Origin of the sequence: Pseudomonas guineae, from assembly GCF_900113745.1 — a bacterium.
Classification (GTDB): domain Bacteria; phylum Pseudomonadota; class Gammaproteobacteria; order Pseudomonadales; family Pseudomonadaceae; genus Aquipseudomonas; species Aquipseudomonas guineae.
The window spans coordinates 89,128-106,496 of the sequence record NZ_FOQL01000005.1 but is presented as its reverse complement, the minus strand read 5'-3'; the positions used below and the strand labels follow the sequence as shown (position 1 = coordinate 106,496).

Below are 17,369 nucleotides of genomic sequence, written 5' to 3'. Positions count from 1 at the left end.
ACCCAGCGGCTAGTGCGTGCTTGCCATGGCCTTACGAATATCCGCTGCCAGCTGGCGCACGCGCGCTTCATCGGTGTCCCACGAGCACATAAAACGTGCGCCGCCGGCTCCGATAAAGGTGTAGAAACGCCAGCCCTGGCCACGCAGGATTTCCAGCGCCGGCTCCGACATCTGCAGGAACACGCCGTTGGCCTCGACCGGGAACATCAGGTTGACTCCGGGAATATCGCTGACTAAGCCTGCAAGCAAATGCGCGCAGTGGTTGGCGTGCTGGGCATATTTCAGCCACACATCGTTCTGCAAGATGCCGACCCAGGGTGCCGACAGGTAGCGCATCTTCGAGGCCAGCTGACCGGCCTGCTTGCAGCGGTAGTCGAAGTCTTCGGCCAGGTCCTTGTTGAAGAACAGGATCGCCTCGCCCACCGCCATGCCGTTCTTGGTGCCGCCAAAACACAGCACGTCGACACCGGCTTTCCAGGTCAGCTCGGCTGGGCTGCAGCCGAGAAAGGCGCAGGCGTTGGAAAAGCGCGCGCCGTCCATGTGCAGGTGCAGGCCCAGTTCGCGGCATACCGCGCTGATCGCGCGGACCTCATCGGGCGTGTAGGCGGTGCCGACCTCAGTGGCTTGGGTGATGGTGACCACGCGGGGTTTCGGGAAGTGGATGTCCTGGCGTTTGAGGGCCAGTTCGCGGATCGCTTCGGGGGTCAGTTTGCCGTTCTCGGTCTTGGCCAACAGTAGTTTGGAGCCGTTGGAGAAGAACTCCGGTGCGCCACATTCGTCGGTTTCGACGTGGGCGGTCTCCGAGCAGATCACGCTGTGGTAGCTCTGGCACAGCGCGGCAAGCGCCAGGGAGTTGGCCGCCGTGCCATTGAAGGCGAAAAACACCTCGCAATCGGTTTCAAACAGGCGGCGGAAATGATCGGCGGCACGTGCCGTCCATTCGTCGTCGCCATAGGCGCGCTGGTGCCCTTGGTTGGCCTCTGCCATTGCTGCCCAGGCCTCAGGACAGATGCCGGAGTAGTTGTCGCTGGCGAACTGTTGCGAGAGATCGGGCATGTGAAGCTCCTTGTTTAGAACCGACGGATTGAGCTGTTTGGGATGCTTTTACTCTACCCGCAGTCACCTGAGTTTACAGATGCCTGGGCGACATCCTCGGCCGTACAGGCGAACCCATTGTCCGGGTAGCCAGAGCGGTTATGCAATTGCGACCTCGGCATGTCGCAAACGCAATCTCCCGTGGCGTGCATAGGCATCTGACCGATCAGGGCGAGTCATACCATCGGCTCCACAAGGGTTGAACAGGCCGTTGAAAACCTAGGCGATGTCGACGTATCGGCAACCTAGATAGTTTTTCAATGACCTGTTGCCCGCTTTCGACACCGATGCGCCGTACCAAGGCGCCGCAGGAGATCAGCGATGTTCAGCAAGAATGACCAGATTCAAGGCTATGACGACGAACTGCTCAGCGCCATCAACGCCGAGGAAAGCCGTCAGGAGCACCACATCGAGCTGATCGCTTCGGAAAACTACACCAGCCAGCGGGTGATGGAAGCCCAGGGCAGTGGCCTGACCAACAAGTACGCCGAAGGTTATCCGGGCAAGCGTTACTACGGCGGTTGCGAGCACGTTGATGTGGTCGAGCAGCTGGCCATCGACCGGGCCAAGCAATTGTTCGGTGCCGACTTCGCCAACGTTCAGCCGCACTCTGGCTCGTCCGCCAACAGCGCGGTGTACCTAGCGCTGATCAATGCCGGCGACACCATCCTCGGCATGAGCCTGGCTCACGGTGGCCACCTCACCCACGGCGCCAAGGTGTCGTCCTCGGGCAAGCTGTACAACGCCGTGCAGTACGGCATCGACACCGCCACCGGGCTGATCGATTACGACGAGGTCGAGCGCCTGGCCGTTGAGTGCCAGCCGAAGATGATCGTCGCCGGGTTCTCCGCCTACTCGAAAACCCTCGACTTTCCGCGTTTTCGCGCCATCGCCGACAAGGTCGGGGCGCTGCTGTTTGTCGACATGGCCCACGTTGCCGGTTTGGTCGCTGCCGGCCTGTATCCCAACCCGATGCCGTTTGCCGATGTGGTCACCACCACTACCCACAAGACCCTGCGCGGCCCCCGTGGCGGGTTGATCCTGGCCAAGGCCAACCCGGAGATCGAGAAGAAGCTCAACTCGGCGGTATTCCCCGGTGCTCAGGGCGGCCCGTTGATGCACGTGATCGCCGCCAAAGCGGTGTGCTTCAAAGAGGCCATGGAGCCAGGCTTCAAAACCTATCAGCAGCAAGTGATTAACAACGCCCAGGCCATGGCCAAGGTGTTTATCGAGCGCGGCTATGACGTGGTCTCCGGCGGCACCGACAACCACCTGTTCCTGGTCAGCCTGATTCGTCAGGGCCTGACCGGTAAAGATGCCGACGCCGCCCTGGGCCGCGCCGGTATCACCGTCAACAAAAACGCGGTGCCGAATGACCCGCAATCGCCGTTCGTTACCTCCGGGCTGCGCATCGGCACACCGGCGATCACCACGCGCGGTTTCAAGGAAGCACAGAGCATCGAGCTGGCCGGTTGGATCTGCAACATCCTCGATCACCTCGGCGATGCCGATGTGGAAGCTCAGGTGGCGGCGCTGGCGGCAGGGCTGTGCGCCGATTACCCGGTTTATCGGTGACTCGTAGGGTGGAAGGCGCTGTTTCCTTCCACCGCGTATCGGTGGATCGCTAAAGCGTGATCCACCCTACGGGCTTTCACTGCGTACCGGTGGATCGATAAAACGCGACTCGCCCTACGGCTTGAACTACCCAGATTTAGGAGCATCCCATGCAACGTTATTCCGGCTTCGGCCTGTTCAAGCACGCGTTCAGCCACCATGAGAATTGGCAGCGGATGTGGCGCAACCCAACGCCCAAGCCGGTGTATGACGTGGTCATAGTCGGCGGCGGCGGGCATGGTTTGGCCACGGCCTATTACCTGGCCAAAGAATTTGGCGTGAAGAACGTCGCGGTGATCGAGAAGGGTTGGCTGGGCGGTGGTAATACCGCGCGCAACACCACCATCGTGCGTTCCAACTACCTGTGGGATGAGTCGGCGCATTTGTATGAGCACGCGATGAAGCTGTGGGAAGGCCTGTCGCAAGACATCAACTACAACGTCATGTTCTCCCAGCGCGGTGTGTTCAACCTCGGCCACACCCTGCAGGACATGCGCGACATCGAGCGCCGGGTCAGCGCCAACCGCCTCAACGGCATCGACGGCGAAGTGCTGAATGCCAAGCAGGTCGAGGAGCTGGTGCCGTACATGGACTGCTCGAAAAACACCCGTTACCCGGTGATGGGCGCTTCCCTGCAGCGCCGTGGCGGCGTCGCCCGCCACGATGCGGTGGCCTGGGGCTATGCCCGCGCCGCCGATGCATTGGGTGTCGACTTGATCCAGCAAACCGAAGTGATCGGTTTTCGCAAAGAAAACGGTGTGTGCATCGGCGTAGAAACCAACAAGGGCTTTATCGGCGGTAAGCGCGTCGGCGTGGTGGCGGCGGGTAACTCCGGGCACCTGGCTGGCTTGGCCGGCTTTCGCCTGCCGTTGGAATCGCACCCGTTGCAGGCGCTGGTGTCCGAGCCGATCAAACCGATTATCGACAGCGTGATCATGTCCAACGCCGTGCATGGCTATATCAGTCAGTCGGACAAGGGCGACCTGGTGATTGGTGCCGGCATCGATGGCTACAACGGTTATGGCCAGCGCGGCTCCTACCCAACCATCGAACACACCCTGCAGGCCATCGTCGAGCTGTTCCCGGTGCTCTCGCGGGTGCGCATGAACCGCCAGTGGGGCGGCATCGTCGACACCACGCCGGACGCCTGCCCGATCATCGCCAAGACCCCGGTGCCGAACCTGTTCTTCAACTGCGGGTGGGGCACCGGCGGCTTCAAAGCGACGCCGGGTTCTGGTCACGTGTTCGCGGCCAGCCTGGCTAAAGGCGAGATGCACCCGCTGGCCAAGCCGTTCTCCATTGAGCGCTTCCACAACGGCGCGCTGATCGATGAACACGGCGCCGCCGGGGTTGCGCACTGATTTTGCCGCCTCTCCCATGGGAGAGGACCTGAGGTTTTCTGGAGGTACCGATCATGCTGCATATTTTCTGCCCACATTGCGGCGAGCTGCGTTCCGAAGAGGAATTCCACGCCAAGGGCCAGGCACACATTCCGCGTCCACTGGACCCGGCCGCCTGCACCGATGCCGAGTGGGGCGATTACCTGTTTTTTCGCGATAACCCGCGTGGCATTCACCACGAACTGTGGGTACACGCCGCCGGTTGCCGCCAGTACTTCAACGCCACCCGTCATACGGTGACTTACGAAATTCTCGAAACCTACAAGATCGGCGAAAAGCCCAGCGTCACTGCCGCTGGTGGCGCCGCGAAGCAGGCCATCGACCAAGGAGTAACGGCATGAGCCAGGTCAATCGTCTTGCCACAGGTGGCCGCATCGACCGCAGCCAGCCATTGAATTTCAGCTTCAACGGGCAGAGCTACCAAGGCTTTGTCGGTGACACCCTGGCCGCCGCCTTGCTGGCCAACGGTGTAGACATCGTCGGCCGTAGCTTTAAATATTCGCGGCCGCGCGGCATCGTTGCGGCGGGCAGTGAGGAGCCGAATGCGGTGCTGCAGATTGGTAGCACCGAAGCGGCGCAGATCCCCAACGTGCGTGCCACTCAGCAGGCGTTGTATGCCGGCCTGGTTGCCAGCAGCACCAACGGTTGGCCGAGTGTGAACACCGACCTGATGGGCATTCTTGGCAAAGTCGGCGGCAAGGTGATGCCGCCAGGCTTTTATTACAAAACCTTTATGTACCCGCAGAACCTCTGGCTGACCTACGAAAAGTACATCCGTAAGGCCGCAGGTCTTGGCCGTGCGCCGAAAGCCGCTGACCCGGACAGCTACGACTACATGAACCAGCATTGCGACGTGCTGATCGTCGGCGGTGGTGCCGCAGGTTTGGCTGCGGCCTTGGTCGCCGGGCGCAGCGGCGCGCGAGTGATCCTAGCCGATGAGCAGGAAGAGTTCGGCGGCAGCCTGCTCAGCACCCGCGAAACCCTCGACGGCAAACCCGCCAGCGAGTGGGTGACCAAGGTGCTTGCCGAGTTGGCAAGCATGCCTGAAGTCACCCTGCTGCCAAGGGCCACGGTGCATGGTTACCACGACCACAACTTCCTCACTATTCATCAGCGCCTGACTGATCACCTCGGTGAGATCGCGCCCATGGGCATGTTGCGCCAGCGCATGCACCGGGTGCGTGCCAAGTGTGTGGTGCTGGCCACCGGTGCGCATGAGCGGCCGCTGGTGTACGCCAACAACGACGTGCCGGGCAATATGCTCGCCGATGCGGTGTCCACCTATGTACGTCGTTATGGCGTAGCACCGGGCAAGCAACTGGTGCTGTCGACCAACAATGATTACGCCTACCGTGTGGTGCTCGACTGGCTCGACGCTGGTTTGCAGGTGGTGGCAGTTGCTGATGCGCGCAGCAACCCACGCGGCAGCTGGGTGGAAGAGGCGCGCAAGCGTGGCGTGCGCATCCTCACTGGCAGTGCCGTGGTGGAAGCGGCGGGCAGCAAGCGGGTGACGGCGGCGCGTATCTGCGCCATCGATGTGCAGAACCACAAGGTGACCAGCCCCGGAGAAGTGCTTGATTGCGACCTGATTGTCAGCTCTGGTGGCTACAGCCCGGTGGTGCACCTGGCCTCACACCTGGGCGGCAAGCCGACCTGGCGTGAAGACATCCTCGCCTTCGTGCCGGGTGACGGTTTGCAGAAGCGCTTCTGCGCCGGTGCCGTGAATGGCGTGTTTGGCCTCGCTGATGCCCTGGCCAATGGCGTCGAGGCAGGTGTCTCTGCCGCCGTCGAGGCCGGCTACAAAGCCGTTTCGGCGAGCGTGCCGCAGGTCGTTGTGCACTTGGAAGAGCCGACGCAGGCGTTGTTCCAGGTACCCCACGACAAGCCCACGGCGCGTGCGCCTAAGCAATTTGTCGACCTGCAGAACGATGTCACTGCCGCCGGTATCGAGCTGGCGACGCGTGAAGGTTTCGAGTCGGTCGAACACGTTAAACGCTACACCGCGCTGGGTTTCGGCACCGACCAGGGCAAGCTGGGCAACATCAACGGCTTGGCCATCGCCGCGCGCTCGCTGGGCATCAGCATTGCGCAAATGGGCACCACCATGTTCCGCCCCAATTACACCCCGGTGACCTTCGGTGCAGTGGCCGGCCGGCATTGCGGTGAGTTGTTTGAAGCCAAGCGCTACACCGCCATGCAGAGCTGGCATCTGCAAAACGGCGCCGAGTTTGAGGACGTCGGCCAGTGGAAGCGCCCGTGGTATTTCCCCAAAGCCGGTGAAGACCTGCATGGCGCCGTGGCCCGTGAGTGCCTGGCAGTACGCAACGCGGTGGGCATTCTCGATGCCTCGACCCTGGGCAAAATCGATATCCAAGGCCCGGATGCCCGCGAGTTCCTTAACCGCGTGTACAGCAATGCCTGGACCAAGCTGGATGTAGGCAAGGCGCGCTACGGTCTGATGTGCAAAGAAGACGGCATGGTCTTCGACGACGGTGTCACCGCCTGCCTGGCGGACAACCACTTCCTGATGACCACCACCACTGGCGGCGCCGCACGGGTAATGGAGTGGCTGGAGATTTACCACCAGACCGAGTGGCCGGAGCTCAAGGTGTATTTCACCTCAGTCACCGATCACTGGGCCACCATGACCCTGTCCGGGCCGAACAGTCGCAAGCTGCTGGCTGAGGTCACCGATATCGACCTGGACAAGGACGCCTTCCCCTTTATGACCTGGAAGGAAGGCCAGGTTGGCGGTGTGCCGGCGCGGGTATTCCGTATCTCCTTCACCGGTGAGCTGAGTTATGAAGTCAACGTGCAGGCCGACTATGCCCTGGGCGTGTGGGAAAAGATCATCGAGGCCGGCAAGAAGCATGGCCTGACGCCTTACGGTACCGAGACCATGCACGTGCTGCGGGCCGAGAAGGGTTTCATCATCGTCGGTCAGGACACTGACGGTTCAGTCACCCCGGACGATCTCAATATGGGCTGGTGTGTCGGTCGCACTAAACCGTTCTCCTGGATCGGCTGGCGCGGCATGAACCGCGAGGACTGCACGCGTGAAGAGCGCAAGCAGTTGGTGGGGCTCAAGCCCATCGACCCGAGCAAGGTGCTGCCGGAAGGCGCGCAGCTGGTACGTGACCCCAAGCAGCCGATCCCGATGGATATGGTCGGCCACGTCACCTCCAGCTACGCAAGCGCGGCGTTGAAACACTCCATCGCCATGGCCTTGGTTAAAGGCGGTCTTAAACGCATCGGTGAGCGAGTGTTCGCCCCCTTGGTGGATGGCAGCGTGATTGAAGCCGAAATCGTCAGCTCCGTGTTCTATGACCCGAAAGGGGATCGCCAGAATGTCTAATTCAATCAATGTTTATCAGCAACGCCCTGCGGCTGCCCATGCTGAATCGCCACTGTTCCACGCCGAGCTCGATCAGTTAGTGGGCAAGGGGCCGGCCAAGGCTGGGGTCACCCTGCGTGAGAAGAAGCTGCTCGGTCACCTGACCCTGCGCGGCGACGCCAAGGACAGCGCTTTTGCCGGCGCCGTGCACCAAGCATTAGGCCTGGAACTGCCGTCTGCACTGATGCTGGTGGCGGCTGGTGAGACCTCACTGCAATGGCTGGGCCCCGATGAGTGGTTGCTGGTCGTGCCAAGCGGCACCGAGTTTGCCGTCGAGCAAAAGCTGCGTGCAGCGCTGGATGGCCAGCACATCTCGATCGTCAACGTCAGCGGCGGACAAACCCTGTTGGAACTGAGCGGGCCGAAGGTGCGCGACGTGCTGATGAAGTCCAGCAGCTATGACGTGCACCCCAGCAACTTCCCGGTGGGTAAGGCCGTGGGCACGGTGTTCGCCAAGTCGCAGCTGGTGATCCGCCATACCGGCGAAGACACCTGGGAGTTAGTGGTGCGCCGCAGCTTCGCGGATTACGTCTGGTTGTGGCTGCAAGACGCCAGCGCCGAGTTCGGCTTGGCGATCAAGGCCTGAACGTAGGGTGGACGACGCTTTTTTCGGCCACCAGAGGACATCCAAGGTGGATGGGTGAAGCGTCAGCTACGCGCCCCGATCCACTCTACGCCTGATTGGAGAATGCTATGAGCCGCACCCCTGATACCTGGATTCTGACTGCCCACTGCCCGAGCGTGCTCGGCACGGTGGACGCGGTGACGCGCTTTCTCTTCGAGCAGCGCTGTTACGTGACTGAGCATCACTCGTTTGATGATCGCCTGTCCTCGCTGTTTTTTATTCGCGTCGAGTTTCGCCAACCGGATGACTTTGATGAGCAGGCGTTTCGCGCCGGCCTCGATGAGCGCCTGACCAGCTTTGGCATGCAGGTCGAGCTGACCCCGCCCGGCTACCGAGCCAAGGTGGTGCTGATGGTCAGCAAGGCCGACCATTGCCTGAATGATCTGCTCTATCGTCAGCGCATTGGCCACTTGGGCATGGAGGTGGTGGCGGTGGTGTCCAATCACCCGGACCTGGAACCGCTGGCGCGCTGGCACGACATTCCCTACTACCACTTCCCGCTCGACCCCAATGACAAACCGGCGCAGGAGCGCAAGGTGCTGCAGGTGATTGAGGATACGGGCGCCGAACTGGTGGTGCTCGCCCGCTATATGCAGGTGTTGTCGCCCGAGCTGTGCCGCAAGCTGGATGGCTGGGCGATCAATATTCACCACTCGCTGCTACCCGGTTTCAAGGGCGCCAAGCCTTACCACCAGGCCTATGAAAAGGGCGTCAAACTGGTCGGCGCCACTGCGCACTACATCAACAACGACCTCGACGAGGGGCCGATCATCGCCCAGGGCGTGGAGTCGGTGGACCACGCGCATTACCCCGAAGACCTGATTGCAAAAGGCCGTGATATCGAGTGCCAAACCCTGGCCAAGGCCATTGGTTACCACCTTGAACGGCGGGTGTTCCTCAACGCCAGCCGCACGGTGGTGCTGCACGCATGATCCGTAGGATGGGTTGAGCGCAGCGATACCCATCAACCCGATCCGGTGTGTAAACGCAGCCGGATTACAACCGGAGAGGCAGTACCGCTCTGCCCTTGGCGGTCTCTCCCGCGCAACAGACTTAACGCTCCAGTACGAGGCCGCGTGGCCGTTGGCTGCGCCTTTGTACCCACAACAACAAAGGAGAACACCTATGTCTGGTAATCGTGGCGTCGTCTACCTCGGCGCTGGTAAGGTCGAAGTGCAGAAAATCGACTATCCAAAAATGCAGGACCCGCGCGGCAAGAAAATCGAGCACGCGGTCATCCTCAAAGTCGTATCCACCAATATCTGTGGCTCCGACCAGCACATGGTGCGCGGCCGTACCACGGCGCAAACCGGCTTGGTGCTGGGCCACGAGATCACCGGTGAGGTGATCGAGAAAGGCAGCGACGTCGAGAACCTGAAAATCGGTGACCTGGTGTCGGTGCCGTTCAACGTCGCGTGCGGCCGGTGCCGCAGCTGTAAAGAGCAACACACTGGCGTGTGCCTGTCGGTCAACCCGGCGCGTCCGGGTGGTGCCTACGGTTACGTCGACATGGGCGACTGGACCGGTGGCCAGGCCGAGTACGCCATGGTGCCGTACGCCGACTTCAACCTGCTGAAACTGCCAGACCGCGAGCGGGCCATGGAGAAAATTCTCGACCTGACCTGTCTGTCCGACATTCTGCCCACGGGTTACCACGGTGCCGTCACCGCGGGCGTAGGGCCGGGTAGCACCGTGTATATCGCCGGTGCGGGTCCTGTTGGTTTGGCTGCGGCGGCCTCGGCACGCTTGCTGGGTGCAGCGGTGGTGATCGTCGGTGACGTCAATCCTGTGCGCCTGGTGCATGCCAAGTCTCAGGGTTTCGAGATTGCCGACCTGTCGCTGGATACGCCGCTGCACGAGCAGATTGCCGCACTACTGGGTGAGCCGGAAGTGGATTGTGCGATCGACGCGGTGGGCTTTGAGGCTCGCGGCCATGGTCACGAAGGCGTGCAGCACGAAGCACCCGCCACCGTGCTCAACTCGTTGATGGGCGTGGTGCGGGTCGCCGGCAAAATCGGTATTCCCGGCCTTTACGTCACTGAAGATCCGGGCGCAGTCGATGCCGCGGCGAAGAAGGGCGCGCTGAGCATTCGTTTCGGCCTCGGCTGGGCCAAGTCGCACAGCTTCCACACTGGGCAAACCCCAGTGATGAAGTACAACCGCCAGCTGATGCAGGCCATCATGTGGGACCGCATCAACATCGCTGAAGTGGTTGGTGTGCAGGTTATCAGCCTGGACGACGCGCCGCGCGGTTACGGTGAGTTCGATGCCGGCGTGCCGAAGAAATTCGTCATCGATCCGCACAAGATGTTCAGCGCGGGCTGATCAGCGCGGCACGCGCGCACCTAGACGCCTACTCCAGTGCTGCTCTCATGCACTGGAGTAGGCTTTTAGCCATCAGCAGCAGGTAACGCGACAACCCTCTTGTGTGTAAGCAGATTTTGCTTCACCAGCGCTGCGCTCTGTGGTGCGACGCTGACGGGGCCTGCCATCAAGGCGCTTGCACTGTGCGCAGTGGACTGCGCTGTCACGCCCCAGCAGCCCTAGGCTGCGCTATCCCGTTTAAACGCCAGATCGTCATCAGCAAAAGGTGACTGTGTACCTGCTGTTTAGCCGCTGGGCAGCTCCGTTCTGGTGCACTCAATATCGGTGATGTCCTAGGGCCATGATTCAGGTAATGTCGAGTCATTGAAGGCTGCTGTTCGGCTACGCTTATGGTTGACCGAGCTGCTTTTGCCATCGTCCAGGTGCGTTAAATGCTCAAATGCATTGCTGTGACCGACGTGCGTGTCGGTATGTTTATTCATGAGTTCTGCGGCTCATGGATGGATCATCCTTTCTGGAAGTCCAAGTTTCTCTTGGAAACCGAAAAGGACCTGCTGCGCGTCAAGGCCAGCAGCGTCACTCAGCTGTGGATCGATGTCAGCAAGGGCCTGGATGTCGAGGTTGGGGTCGCCAGCGCCAGCGCCGAAGAGATGGCTGCGCAAGCGGACGAGAAGTTGATGGCTGTGGAGCAGAGCCCGCCGTTGATTCGCGCGGCATCGATGGACGATGAACTCCGGCGTGCGGTCAAGATATGCGCCACTGCCAAAGCAGCGGTTATCAGCATGTTTAGCGATGCGCGCATGGGCCAGGCGCTGCAGTTTGAGCAGGCCGGCGAGTTGGTCGAGGAGATTTCCGAATCGGTACTGCGCCACCCTAATGCGCTGATCAGCCTGGCACGGCTGAAAAACGCCGATGAATACACCTATATGCACTCGGTGGCCGTTTGTGCACTGATGATTGCCTTGGCGCGCCAGTTAGGCCTGGATGATTTTCAGGTGCGTGAAGCAGGGCTCTCCGGTTTGCTGCATGACATCGGCAAAATGGCCATTCCCAACAGCATTTTAAATAAGCCAAGTAAGTTGACCGACAACGAGTTCGCCACGATGCGCGACCATCCTATGGCCGGCTCGCAGATGTTACTCGACAGCAAACAAGTCAGCGCACTGGTGCTGGACGTGTGCCTGCATCATCACGAGAAAGTCGACGGCACTGGCTACCCGCATCGCCTGGCCGGTGAGCAGATAAGCCTTTATGCGCGCATGGGCGCAGTCTGCGACGTGTATGACGCGATCACCTCCAATCGGTCGTATAGGCAAGGCTGGGATCCGGGCGAGTCAATTCGAAAAATGGCTGAGTGGAAGGGCCATTTCGATCCGTTCGTGTTTCAGGCATTTGTTAAAGCCGTAGGTATCTACCCGGTGGGCTCGTTGGTGGGCCTAGAAAGCGGACGCATTGGTGTGGTCATCGAGCAGAAAGCCGGTTCCTTGTTGATGCCCATGGTCAAGGTGTTCTTCTCGGCCAAGTCGAAAACCCCGATCCCGCAGGAAATCCTTGACCTGAGCAAGCTAGTGGGGCGTGACAAAATCGTCGGTCGCGAGTCCGCTGAGACCTGGGGCTTTCGTCATGTCGACGAGCTCTGGAGCGGCCTCGCTAATTAAGCTCGTGCGCCGAGAGACGCACCACTGCGCACGTTGTGTTGTACCCGGGCGCCACGCACCACTTACCTTTGCTTATGCACATAACGTCGCAGATACGCAGCTGGGCGTGCTTCTTGCTTGAGGTTTAACTTTAGCGCGCCCTTGCAGTAGGCTCGCTTCACAGGTTGAGGTGTGTATGACTGGAGTACTCAAACCGGGCGTGCGGCTGCTGGAGCGGTTCAGCTTCGCGCGCAAGTTTCAGCTGGTGTTTGTGTTGTTTGCCCTACCGCTGGGCTTTTCGATGTGGATGATCAGCAGCTATAACCTCGATCGACTCAGCGCCATCGACCATGAGTTGGAAGGCATCAGCGCCTTGCAGAGCGTGGCCAAGGTGCAGCAGGCGCTGATTGAGCAGCGCACATTGCTGTCGCGCTGGAAGGGCACCGAAAAGGCTGCCGAGGCCTTGTTGCGTGAACGCGCCGCTAACCTTTCACCGGCCTTACAGGCGCTCGAACAGCCACTCAAATCAACACTATTGAGTGACCAGGCTCGCCAGCATTGGCAGCGTCTCAGTACTGGGCAGGCCGAACTGAATGTCGATGTGCTGGGTAAGTTAGCGCTGCCTGATGCCCTAGAGCGTTACCAAAAGAACCTCTTGGGGTTGTTGGCTCTGCGCGAACAGTTAGCCACCGACAGCGGCTTGATTCTGGACCCGCAGCTCGACACCTACCTGATGATGGAGCAGCTGACCTACACCTTGCCGCGGTTACTCGAGCAGCTGGGCAGCTTTGCCAGTCAGGGCTACGGCGCGGTGGTGTCGCAGCATTTCACCCTGCAGAGCCGTGTGTTGATCCGCGATCTACGGCGTGGTTTGGATGAGTCGCGTAGTCAATTGCTTAAGGCGCAGGCGACCCTCGGCCAAGAAGCGCCAGACGCTATGCGGCAACTGCAAGAACCCTATGTGAGTGCATTGCAGGGTTATGAAGCCTTTCTCGCCGGTATTGACCGTGACATGTTCGAGGCCAGCCCGATGGCCTTGACCCCGGAGCAGTTTGTGCAACGTATCGAAGCGTTGCAGCGTCAGTTGCAGATTCTGCAAACAGCGTTATACCAACAGTTTGATGCGAGCCTCGGTCACTACCAAGAGAGCGCCTTGAGCGCCATGATTAATGTCACGGGTGTATTCAGTGTGCTGACCCTGCTGGCGCTGTATGTTTTGTTCTGCCTCAATGCCTCGATCCATCGTAGCACTGCCGGGATCATCCAGGCCGCCGAAGGCTTGCGCGATGGCGACCTGCGCGCGCGTATGCAGGTGCATGGTGAGGATGATTTGGCCAGCATCGCCATGGCCCTGAATACGGCAGTCGATCAGTTACGCGGCTCTATGCAGGGGGTCAATCAGCAAAGTCAGCAGTTGGGCGGTACCGTGCACACGCTCAATGGCGAGGCGCGTAATGCCTTGCAGTCAGTGGAGCAACAGCAAGCCCAGATGAGCCAGATTGCCGCCGCTGCCACGCAAATGGCTGCCACCGCACAGAGTGTGGCGCAGAGTTGCGAGCAAGCCGCAGTGGAGGCCAACCAAACCCGTGAGATCGCCAATCAGAGTAATCAACGCAGCAACCGCACCAGTCAGAGCATGCGTGAGCTCAGCAGCCGTTTGGGTGACAGCGCTAGCACCTTGCAGCAACTGCGTACGCAAACCGAGCAGATCACCCGCGTGGTGGATGTGATCAAGGGTATTGCTGAGCAGACCAACCTGCTGGCCCTAAATGCTGCGATCGAGGCGGCGCGTGCAGGCGAACAGGGACGCGGTTTTGCCGTGGTCGCTGACGAAGTGCGTTCGCTGTCGCAACGCACGCAAAACTCTACGGCGGAGATTGCTGAAACGGTGGCCAATCTGCACCGCGTGGTCGGCCAGTCGGTCACCCAGATGGAAGACGCTGTGCATCAGGCGGAAGGTGATGTCGGTAGCGTCTTAGCCCTGGGGGAAGATTTCGACGCTATTGTCGAATCGGTGCAGCGGGTGACGGATCGCCTGGCGCAGATCGCCACGGCGGCGGAGCAGCAGGCCGCGACAGCTGAGGAAGTCAGCGGCAATATTCAGCAGGTCGATCAGGCTGCCAGCGCGCTGCTCGAAAGTGCCCAGGCAGTCAGCAGCGCGGCTGAACAACTGCGACAGGGTAGCCAGGTGTTGGCGCAAAATACCGCACGCTTCAAGCTTGATTGAGCGCCCTGCCGCTAGCAGTAGCGGGAGGCGCGCCTCTGGATTCTATGATGTTGCGTGTTTGTGGGTGCGCCGTAGCCCACCGGTGTTTGGCAGGGCTGGCGGGTTGGTGGGTTAAGCGGCACCCAGCCTGCGTGCGCTTTTCGGGTCCAAGGTTTTGCGCCGCTAACCCACCCTACGGTTCTGTGTTCAGTGTGTAGCCCGGATATAATCCGGGTCGATGTTCTGCCAGCGCCATTCCCGGATTGCATCCGAGCTACTGCGGGCTGCGTCCTTGGCCCTTAGGCCACGCTTGACGCTGGCCATGGCCTGTCGCAGGCTCCTCGCCGAGTTGCCACGAGCAGGACGCCCATGCCGCATATTCTGATTGTCGAAGACGAAGCCGCAATTGCAGATACGCTGATTTTTGCCCTGCAAAGTGAAGGCTTTACCACTACTTGGCTGAGCCTGGCCGAGCAGGCGCTGGCTGAGCAGCAGCGTAATCCGGCCGACCTGTTGATTCTCGATGTCGGCCTGCCGGATATCAGCGGCTTCGAGGCCTGCAAGCGTTTGCGGCGTTTCTCCGAGGTGCCGGTGATTTTTCTCACGGCGCGCAGCGAGGAAATCGACCGGGTGGTGGGCCTGGAAATTGGTGCCGACGATTACGTGGTCAAGCCCTTTAGCCCGCGCGAAGTGGCGGCGCGCGTCAAGGCCATCCTCAAGCGTGTGGCGCCGCGTGAAGTGCCCGCAGCGAGCCCTGTCAGCGGGCCGTTCCAGCTCGATAGCGAACGGGTGCAGATTCACTACCACCACCAGTTACTCAGCCTGACCCGCCACGAGTTTCGTTTACTGCAAAGCCTGCTGACGCAGCCTGAGCGGGTATTTTCCCGCGAGCAACTGCTCGATAGCCTGGGAGTGGCTGCCGATGCGGGCTACGAGCGCAGCATCGACAGCCATATCAAAAGCCTAAGGGCCAAGCTGCGCCAGGTGAGCGCCGCGGCGGAGCCGATCCAGACCCATCGCGGCCTGGGTTACAGCTACTCGCCGAGGCACGCCTGATGCCCTTGGGGATCCGCATCTTCCTGGTGTATTTCCTGTTTGTCGGCCTGGCCGGCTGGTTTGTCCTGAGTACGGTGATGGATGAAATCCGCCCCGGCGTACGTCAGTCCACCGAGGAAACCCTGGTCGATACGGCCAACCTGCTGGCGGAGATTCTGCGTGACGAGGTCAAGGCTGGCCGCTTGCAACAGAGCCGTTTACCGCAGGTGTTACAGGCTTACGGTCAACGCCAGCCGCGCGCGCAGATCTGGGGCGTAGAGAAAACTCAGGTCAATCACCGCATCTATGTCACCGACGCCGAGGGCAAGGTTTTGCTCGACTCCACGGGCGCAGCGGTGGGCCAGGATTATTCGCGCTGGAACGATGTGCTGCTGACGCTGCGCGGCGAATACGGCGCGCGTTCGACCAAGGAAGACCCGAGCGATCCTGATTCCTCGGTGATGTACGTGGCCGCACCGATCATGGATGGCGCGCAGATTATCGGCGTGGTCTCGGTGGCCAAACCCAACCGTACGTTACAGCCCTATATCGAGCGCTCTGAGCAGCGCCTGGCTTGGCTTGGCGGCGGGCTGATCGTGCTCGGTTTGTTGATCGGTGCGTTGCTGTCCTGGTGGCTCAGTGCCGCGCTGCGCAAGCTCACCCGCTACGCCCAAGCGGTGAGCGCCGGCCAGCGCGCCGAGTTGCCCAGCGTGGGCGGTGGCGAGCTGGCGCAACTGGCCGAGGCCATCGAGCACATGCGCACCGAGCTGGAAGGCAAGGCCTATGTCGAGCGCTACGTACACACCCTGACCCACGAACTGAAAAGCCCGCTGGCGGCGATTCGCGGCGCGGCTGAGTTGCTCGACAGCGAAATGCCTACCGCACAACGCCAGCGTTTCGTCGCCAATATTGATCAGGAAAGTGCGCGCATGCAGCAACTGATCGAGCGCCTGCTCCACCTGGCCCAGGTCGAGCAACGCCAAGGTTTGGAAGAGCAGGTGGACGTGCCGCTACGTGCATTGATCGAGGCGTTACTGCAAGCACAAATGGCACGCGTCGAGGCCGGCGGCTTGCAAATTGAGAACCTGATTGATCCCGCGCTCAGTGTGTGCGGTGAGGCCTTTTTGCTGCGTCAGGCCGTGGCCAATCTGCTGGATAACGCCCTGGATTTCACGCCCCCTGGCGGCTTGATCCGCTTCAGCGCGAAGGCTTGCGGCGCGCAGGTCGAATTGTGTCTATTCAACCAGGGCGAGCCGATTCCCGGCTACGCCCTTGCACGCTTGTGCGAGCGCTTCTATTCACTGCCGCGCCCCAATAACGGGCGCAAGAGCACCGGTTTGGGGCTGAATTTTGTCGAGGAAGTGATGCTGCTGCATGGCGGCGCATTGCATATAGGCAATGCGCCAGGCGGGGTCGAGGTGCGGTTGCGGCTAGCGCATTTCGTGGGCGACTAAGAGGCGGCTGGCACTGCGTTTGCTGATTGCCAATGGTTGCGTTGAGATCGGGCAGATGCTCTGATCGAATCGTTGGGCTGGCGACGAAAACCATCCCGCGCACTATTCTTACCGTCTAATAAGAAACCGAGCAGGAGCCACTACATGATCACAGTCGCCGAGATACTCCGTGCCAAGCCGCAGGCCGCGGTTTACAGCGTTACCCCAACTACGTCGGTGCTTGAGGCCATCAAGCTGATGGCCGAAAAGGGCATTGGTGCGCTGGTGGTATTGGACAAGGGTCGCCTGGCGGGCATCGTCAGCGAGCGTGACTACGCGCGTAAAGTTGTGCTGCTGGAGCGCTCTGCCGCTGATATTACGATCAGCGAAATTATGACAGCAGATGTCTTGACTGTCGGCCCGCGTGACACCTCACAGCACTGCATGCAGCTGATGACCGACCGCCATTTACGCCACTTACCAGTATTGGCTGAAGGCGAACTAATCGGCCTGCTGTCGATTGGTGACTTGGTCAAAACCACCATCGCCGAGCAGGCCAGCCTGATTCAGCAACTGGAACAGTACATCCGCGGCGAGTAAGCCCA

13 protein-coding genes are annotated in these 17,369 nt (G+C 60.7%); 12 read left to right on the top strand and 1 reads right to left on the bottom strand.

The genetic code is table 11. The features are described from left to right. Positions 1-9: 9 nt before the first annotated feature. Positions 10-1,056 (bottom strand): threonine aldolase family protein, encoded by a 1,047-nt coding sequence (locus BMZ32_RS16785; protein ID WP_090244111.1) that lies wholly within the window; start codon positions 1,054-1,056, stop codon positions 10-12. Between the two features lie 360 nt (positions 1,057-1,416). Here BMZ32_RS16785 and glyA point away from each other — a divergent pair, with 360 nt between their 5' ends. From glyA to BMZ32_RS16725, 12 genes are all read left to right on the top strand, one after another. Further along, on the top strand, positions 1,417-2,670 hold the full coding sequence (gene glyA, locus BMZ32_RS16780; RefSeq protein WP_090244109.1) for a serine hydroxymethyltransferase: 1,254 nt from the start codon (positions 1,417-1,419) through the stop codon (positions 2,668-2,670). A gap of 149 nt (positions 2,671-2,819) precedes the next feature. Further along, on the top strand, positions 2,820-4,070 hold the full coding sequence (locus tag BMZ32_RS16775) for a sarcosine oxidase subunit beta family protein (RefSeq protein WP_090244107.1): 1,251 nt from the start codon (positions 2,820-2,822) through the stop codon (positions 4,068-4,070). Between the two features lie 53 nt (positions 4,071-4,123). Beyond that, positions 4,124-4,450: a sarcosine oxidase subunit delta gene (locus BMZ32_RS16770; protein WP_090244105.1), complete on the top strand. Its 327-nt coding sequence runs from the start codon at positions 4,124-4,126 to the stop codon at positions 4,448-4,450. Next, positions 4,447-7,464, top strand: a complete 3,018-nt coding sequence (locus BMZ32_RS16765; RefSeq protein ID WP_090244103.1) for a sarcosine oxidase subunit alpha — start codon at positions 4,447-4,449, stop codon at positions 7,462-7,464. The genes BMZ32_RS16770 and BMZ32_RS16765 overlap by 4 nt, the downstream gene beginning before the upstream one ends. Beyond that, on the top strand, positions 7,457-8,089 hold the full coding sequence (locus BMZ32_RS16760; RefSeq protein ID WP_090244101.1) for a sarcosine oxidase subunit gamma: 633 nt from the start codon (positions 7,457-7,459) through the stop codon (positions 8,087-8,089). Before BMZ32_RS16765 ends, BMZ32_RS16760 begins: the two co-directional genes overlap by 8 nt. 107 nt (positions 8,090-8,196) lie before the next feature. Beyond that, positions 8,197-9,060, top strand: a complete 864-nt coding sequence (gene purU, locus BMZ32_RS16755; protein WP_090244100.1) for a formyltetrahydrofolate deformylase — start codon at positions 8,197-8,199, stop codon at positions 9,058-9,060. Between the two features lie 193 nt (positions 9,061-9,253). Continuing rightward, entirely contained in the window at positions 9,254-10,453 is a 1,200-nt protein-coding gene (gene fdhA / locus BMZ32_RS16750; RefSeq protein ID WP_090244098.1) for a formaldehyde dehydrogenase, glutathione-independent, read from the top strand. Between the two features lie 431 nt (positions 10,454-10,884). Beyond that, positions 10,885-12,111, top strand: coding sequence for a cyclic di-GMP phosphodiesterase (locus BMZ32_RS16745; RefSeq protein WP_090244095.1), 1,227 nt, complete (start codon positions 10,885-10,887; stop codon positions 12,109-12,111). 175 nt (positions 12,112-12,286) lie between these two features. Next, entirely contained in the window at positions 12,287-14,317 is a 2,031-nt protein-coding gene (locus BMZ32_RS16740; protein WP_090244093.1) for a methyl-accepting chemotaxis protein, read from the top strand. Between the two features lie 348 nt (positions 14,318-14,665). Next, the gene (gene creB / locus BMZ32_RS16735; RefSeq protein ID WP_090244091.1) at positions 14,666-15,352 is read left to right on the top strand and encodes a two-component system response regulator CreB; all 687 of its coding nucleotides are present in this window, start codon (positions 14,666-14,668) and stop codon (positions 15,350-15,352) included. Further along, complete coding sequence (creC, locus tag BMZ32_RS16730) at positions 15,352-16,785, top strand: two-component system sensor histidine kinase CreC (RefSeq protein WP_090244089.1); 1,434 nt, start codon at positions 15,352-15,354, stop codon at positions 16,783-16,785. Before creB ends, creC begins: the two co-directional genes overlap by 1 nt. Positions 16,786-16,929: 144 nt before the next feature. Beyond that, positions 16,930-17,364, top strand: a complete 435-nt coding sequence (locus tag BMZ32_RS16725) for a CBS domain-containing protein (protein WP_090244087.1) — start codon at positions 16,930-16,932, stop codon at positions 17,362-17,364. Positions 17,365-17,369: the final 5 nt, after the last annotated feature.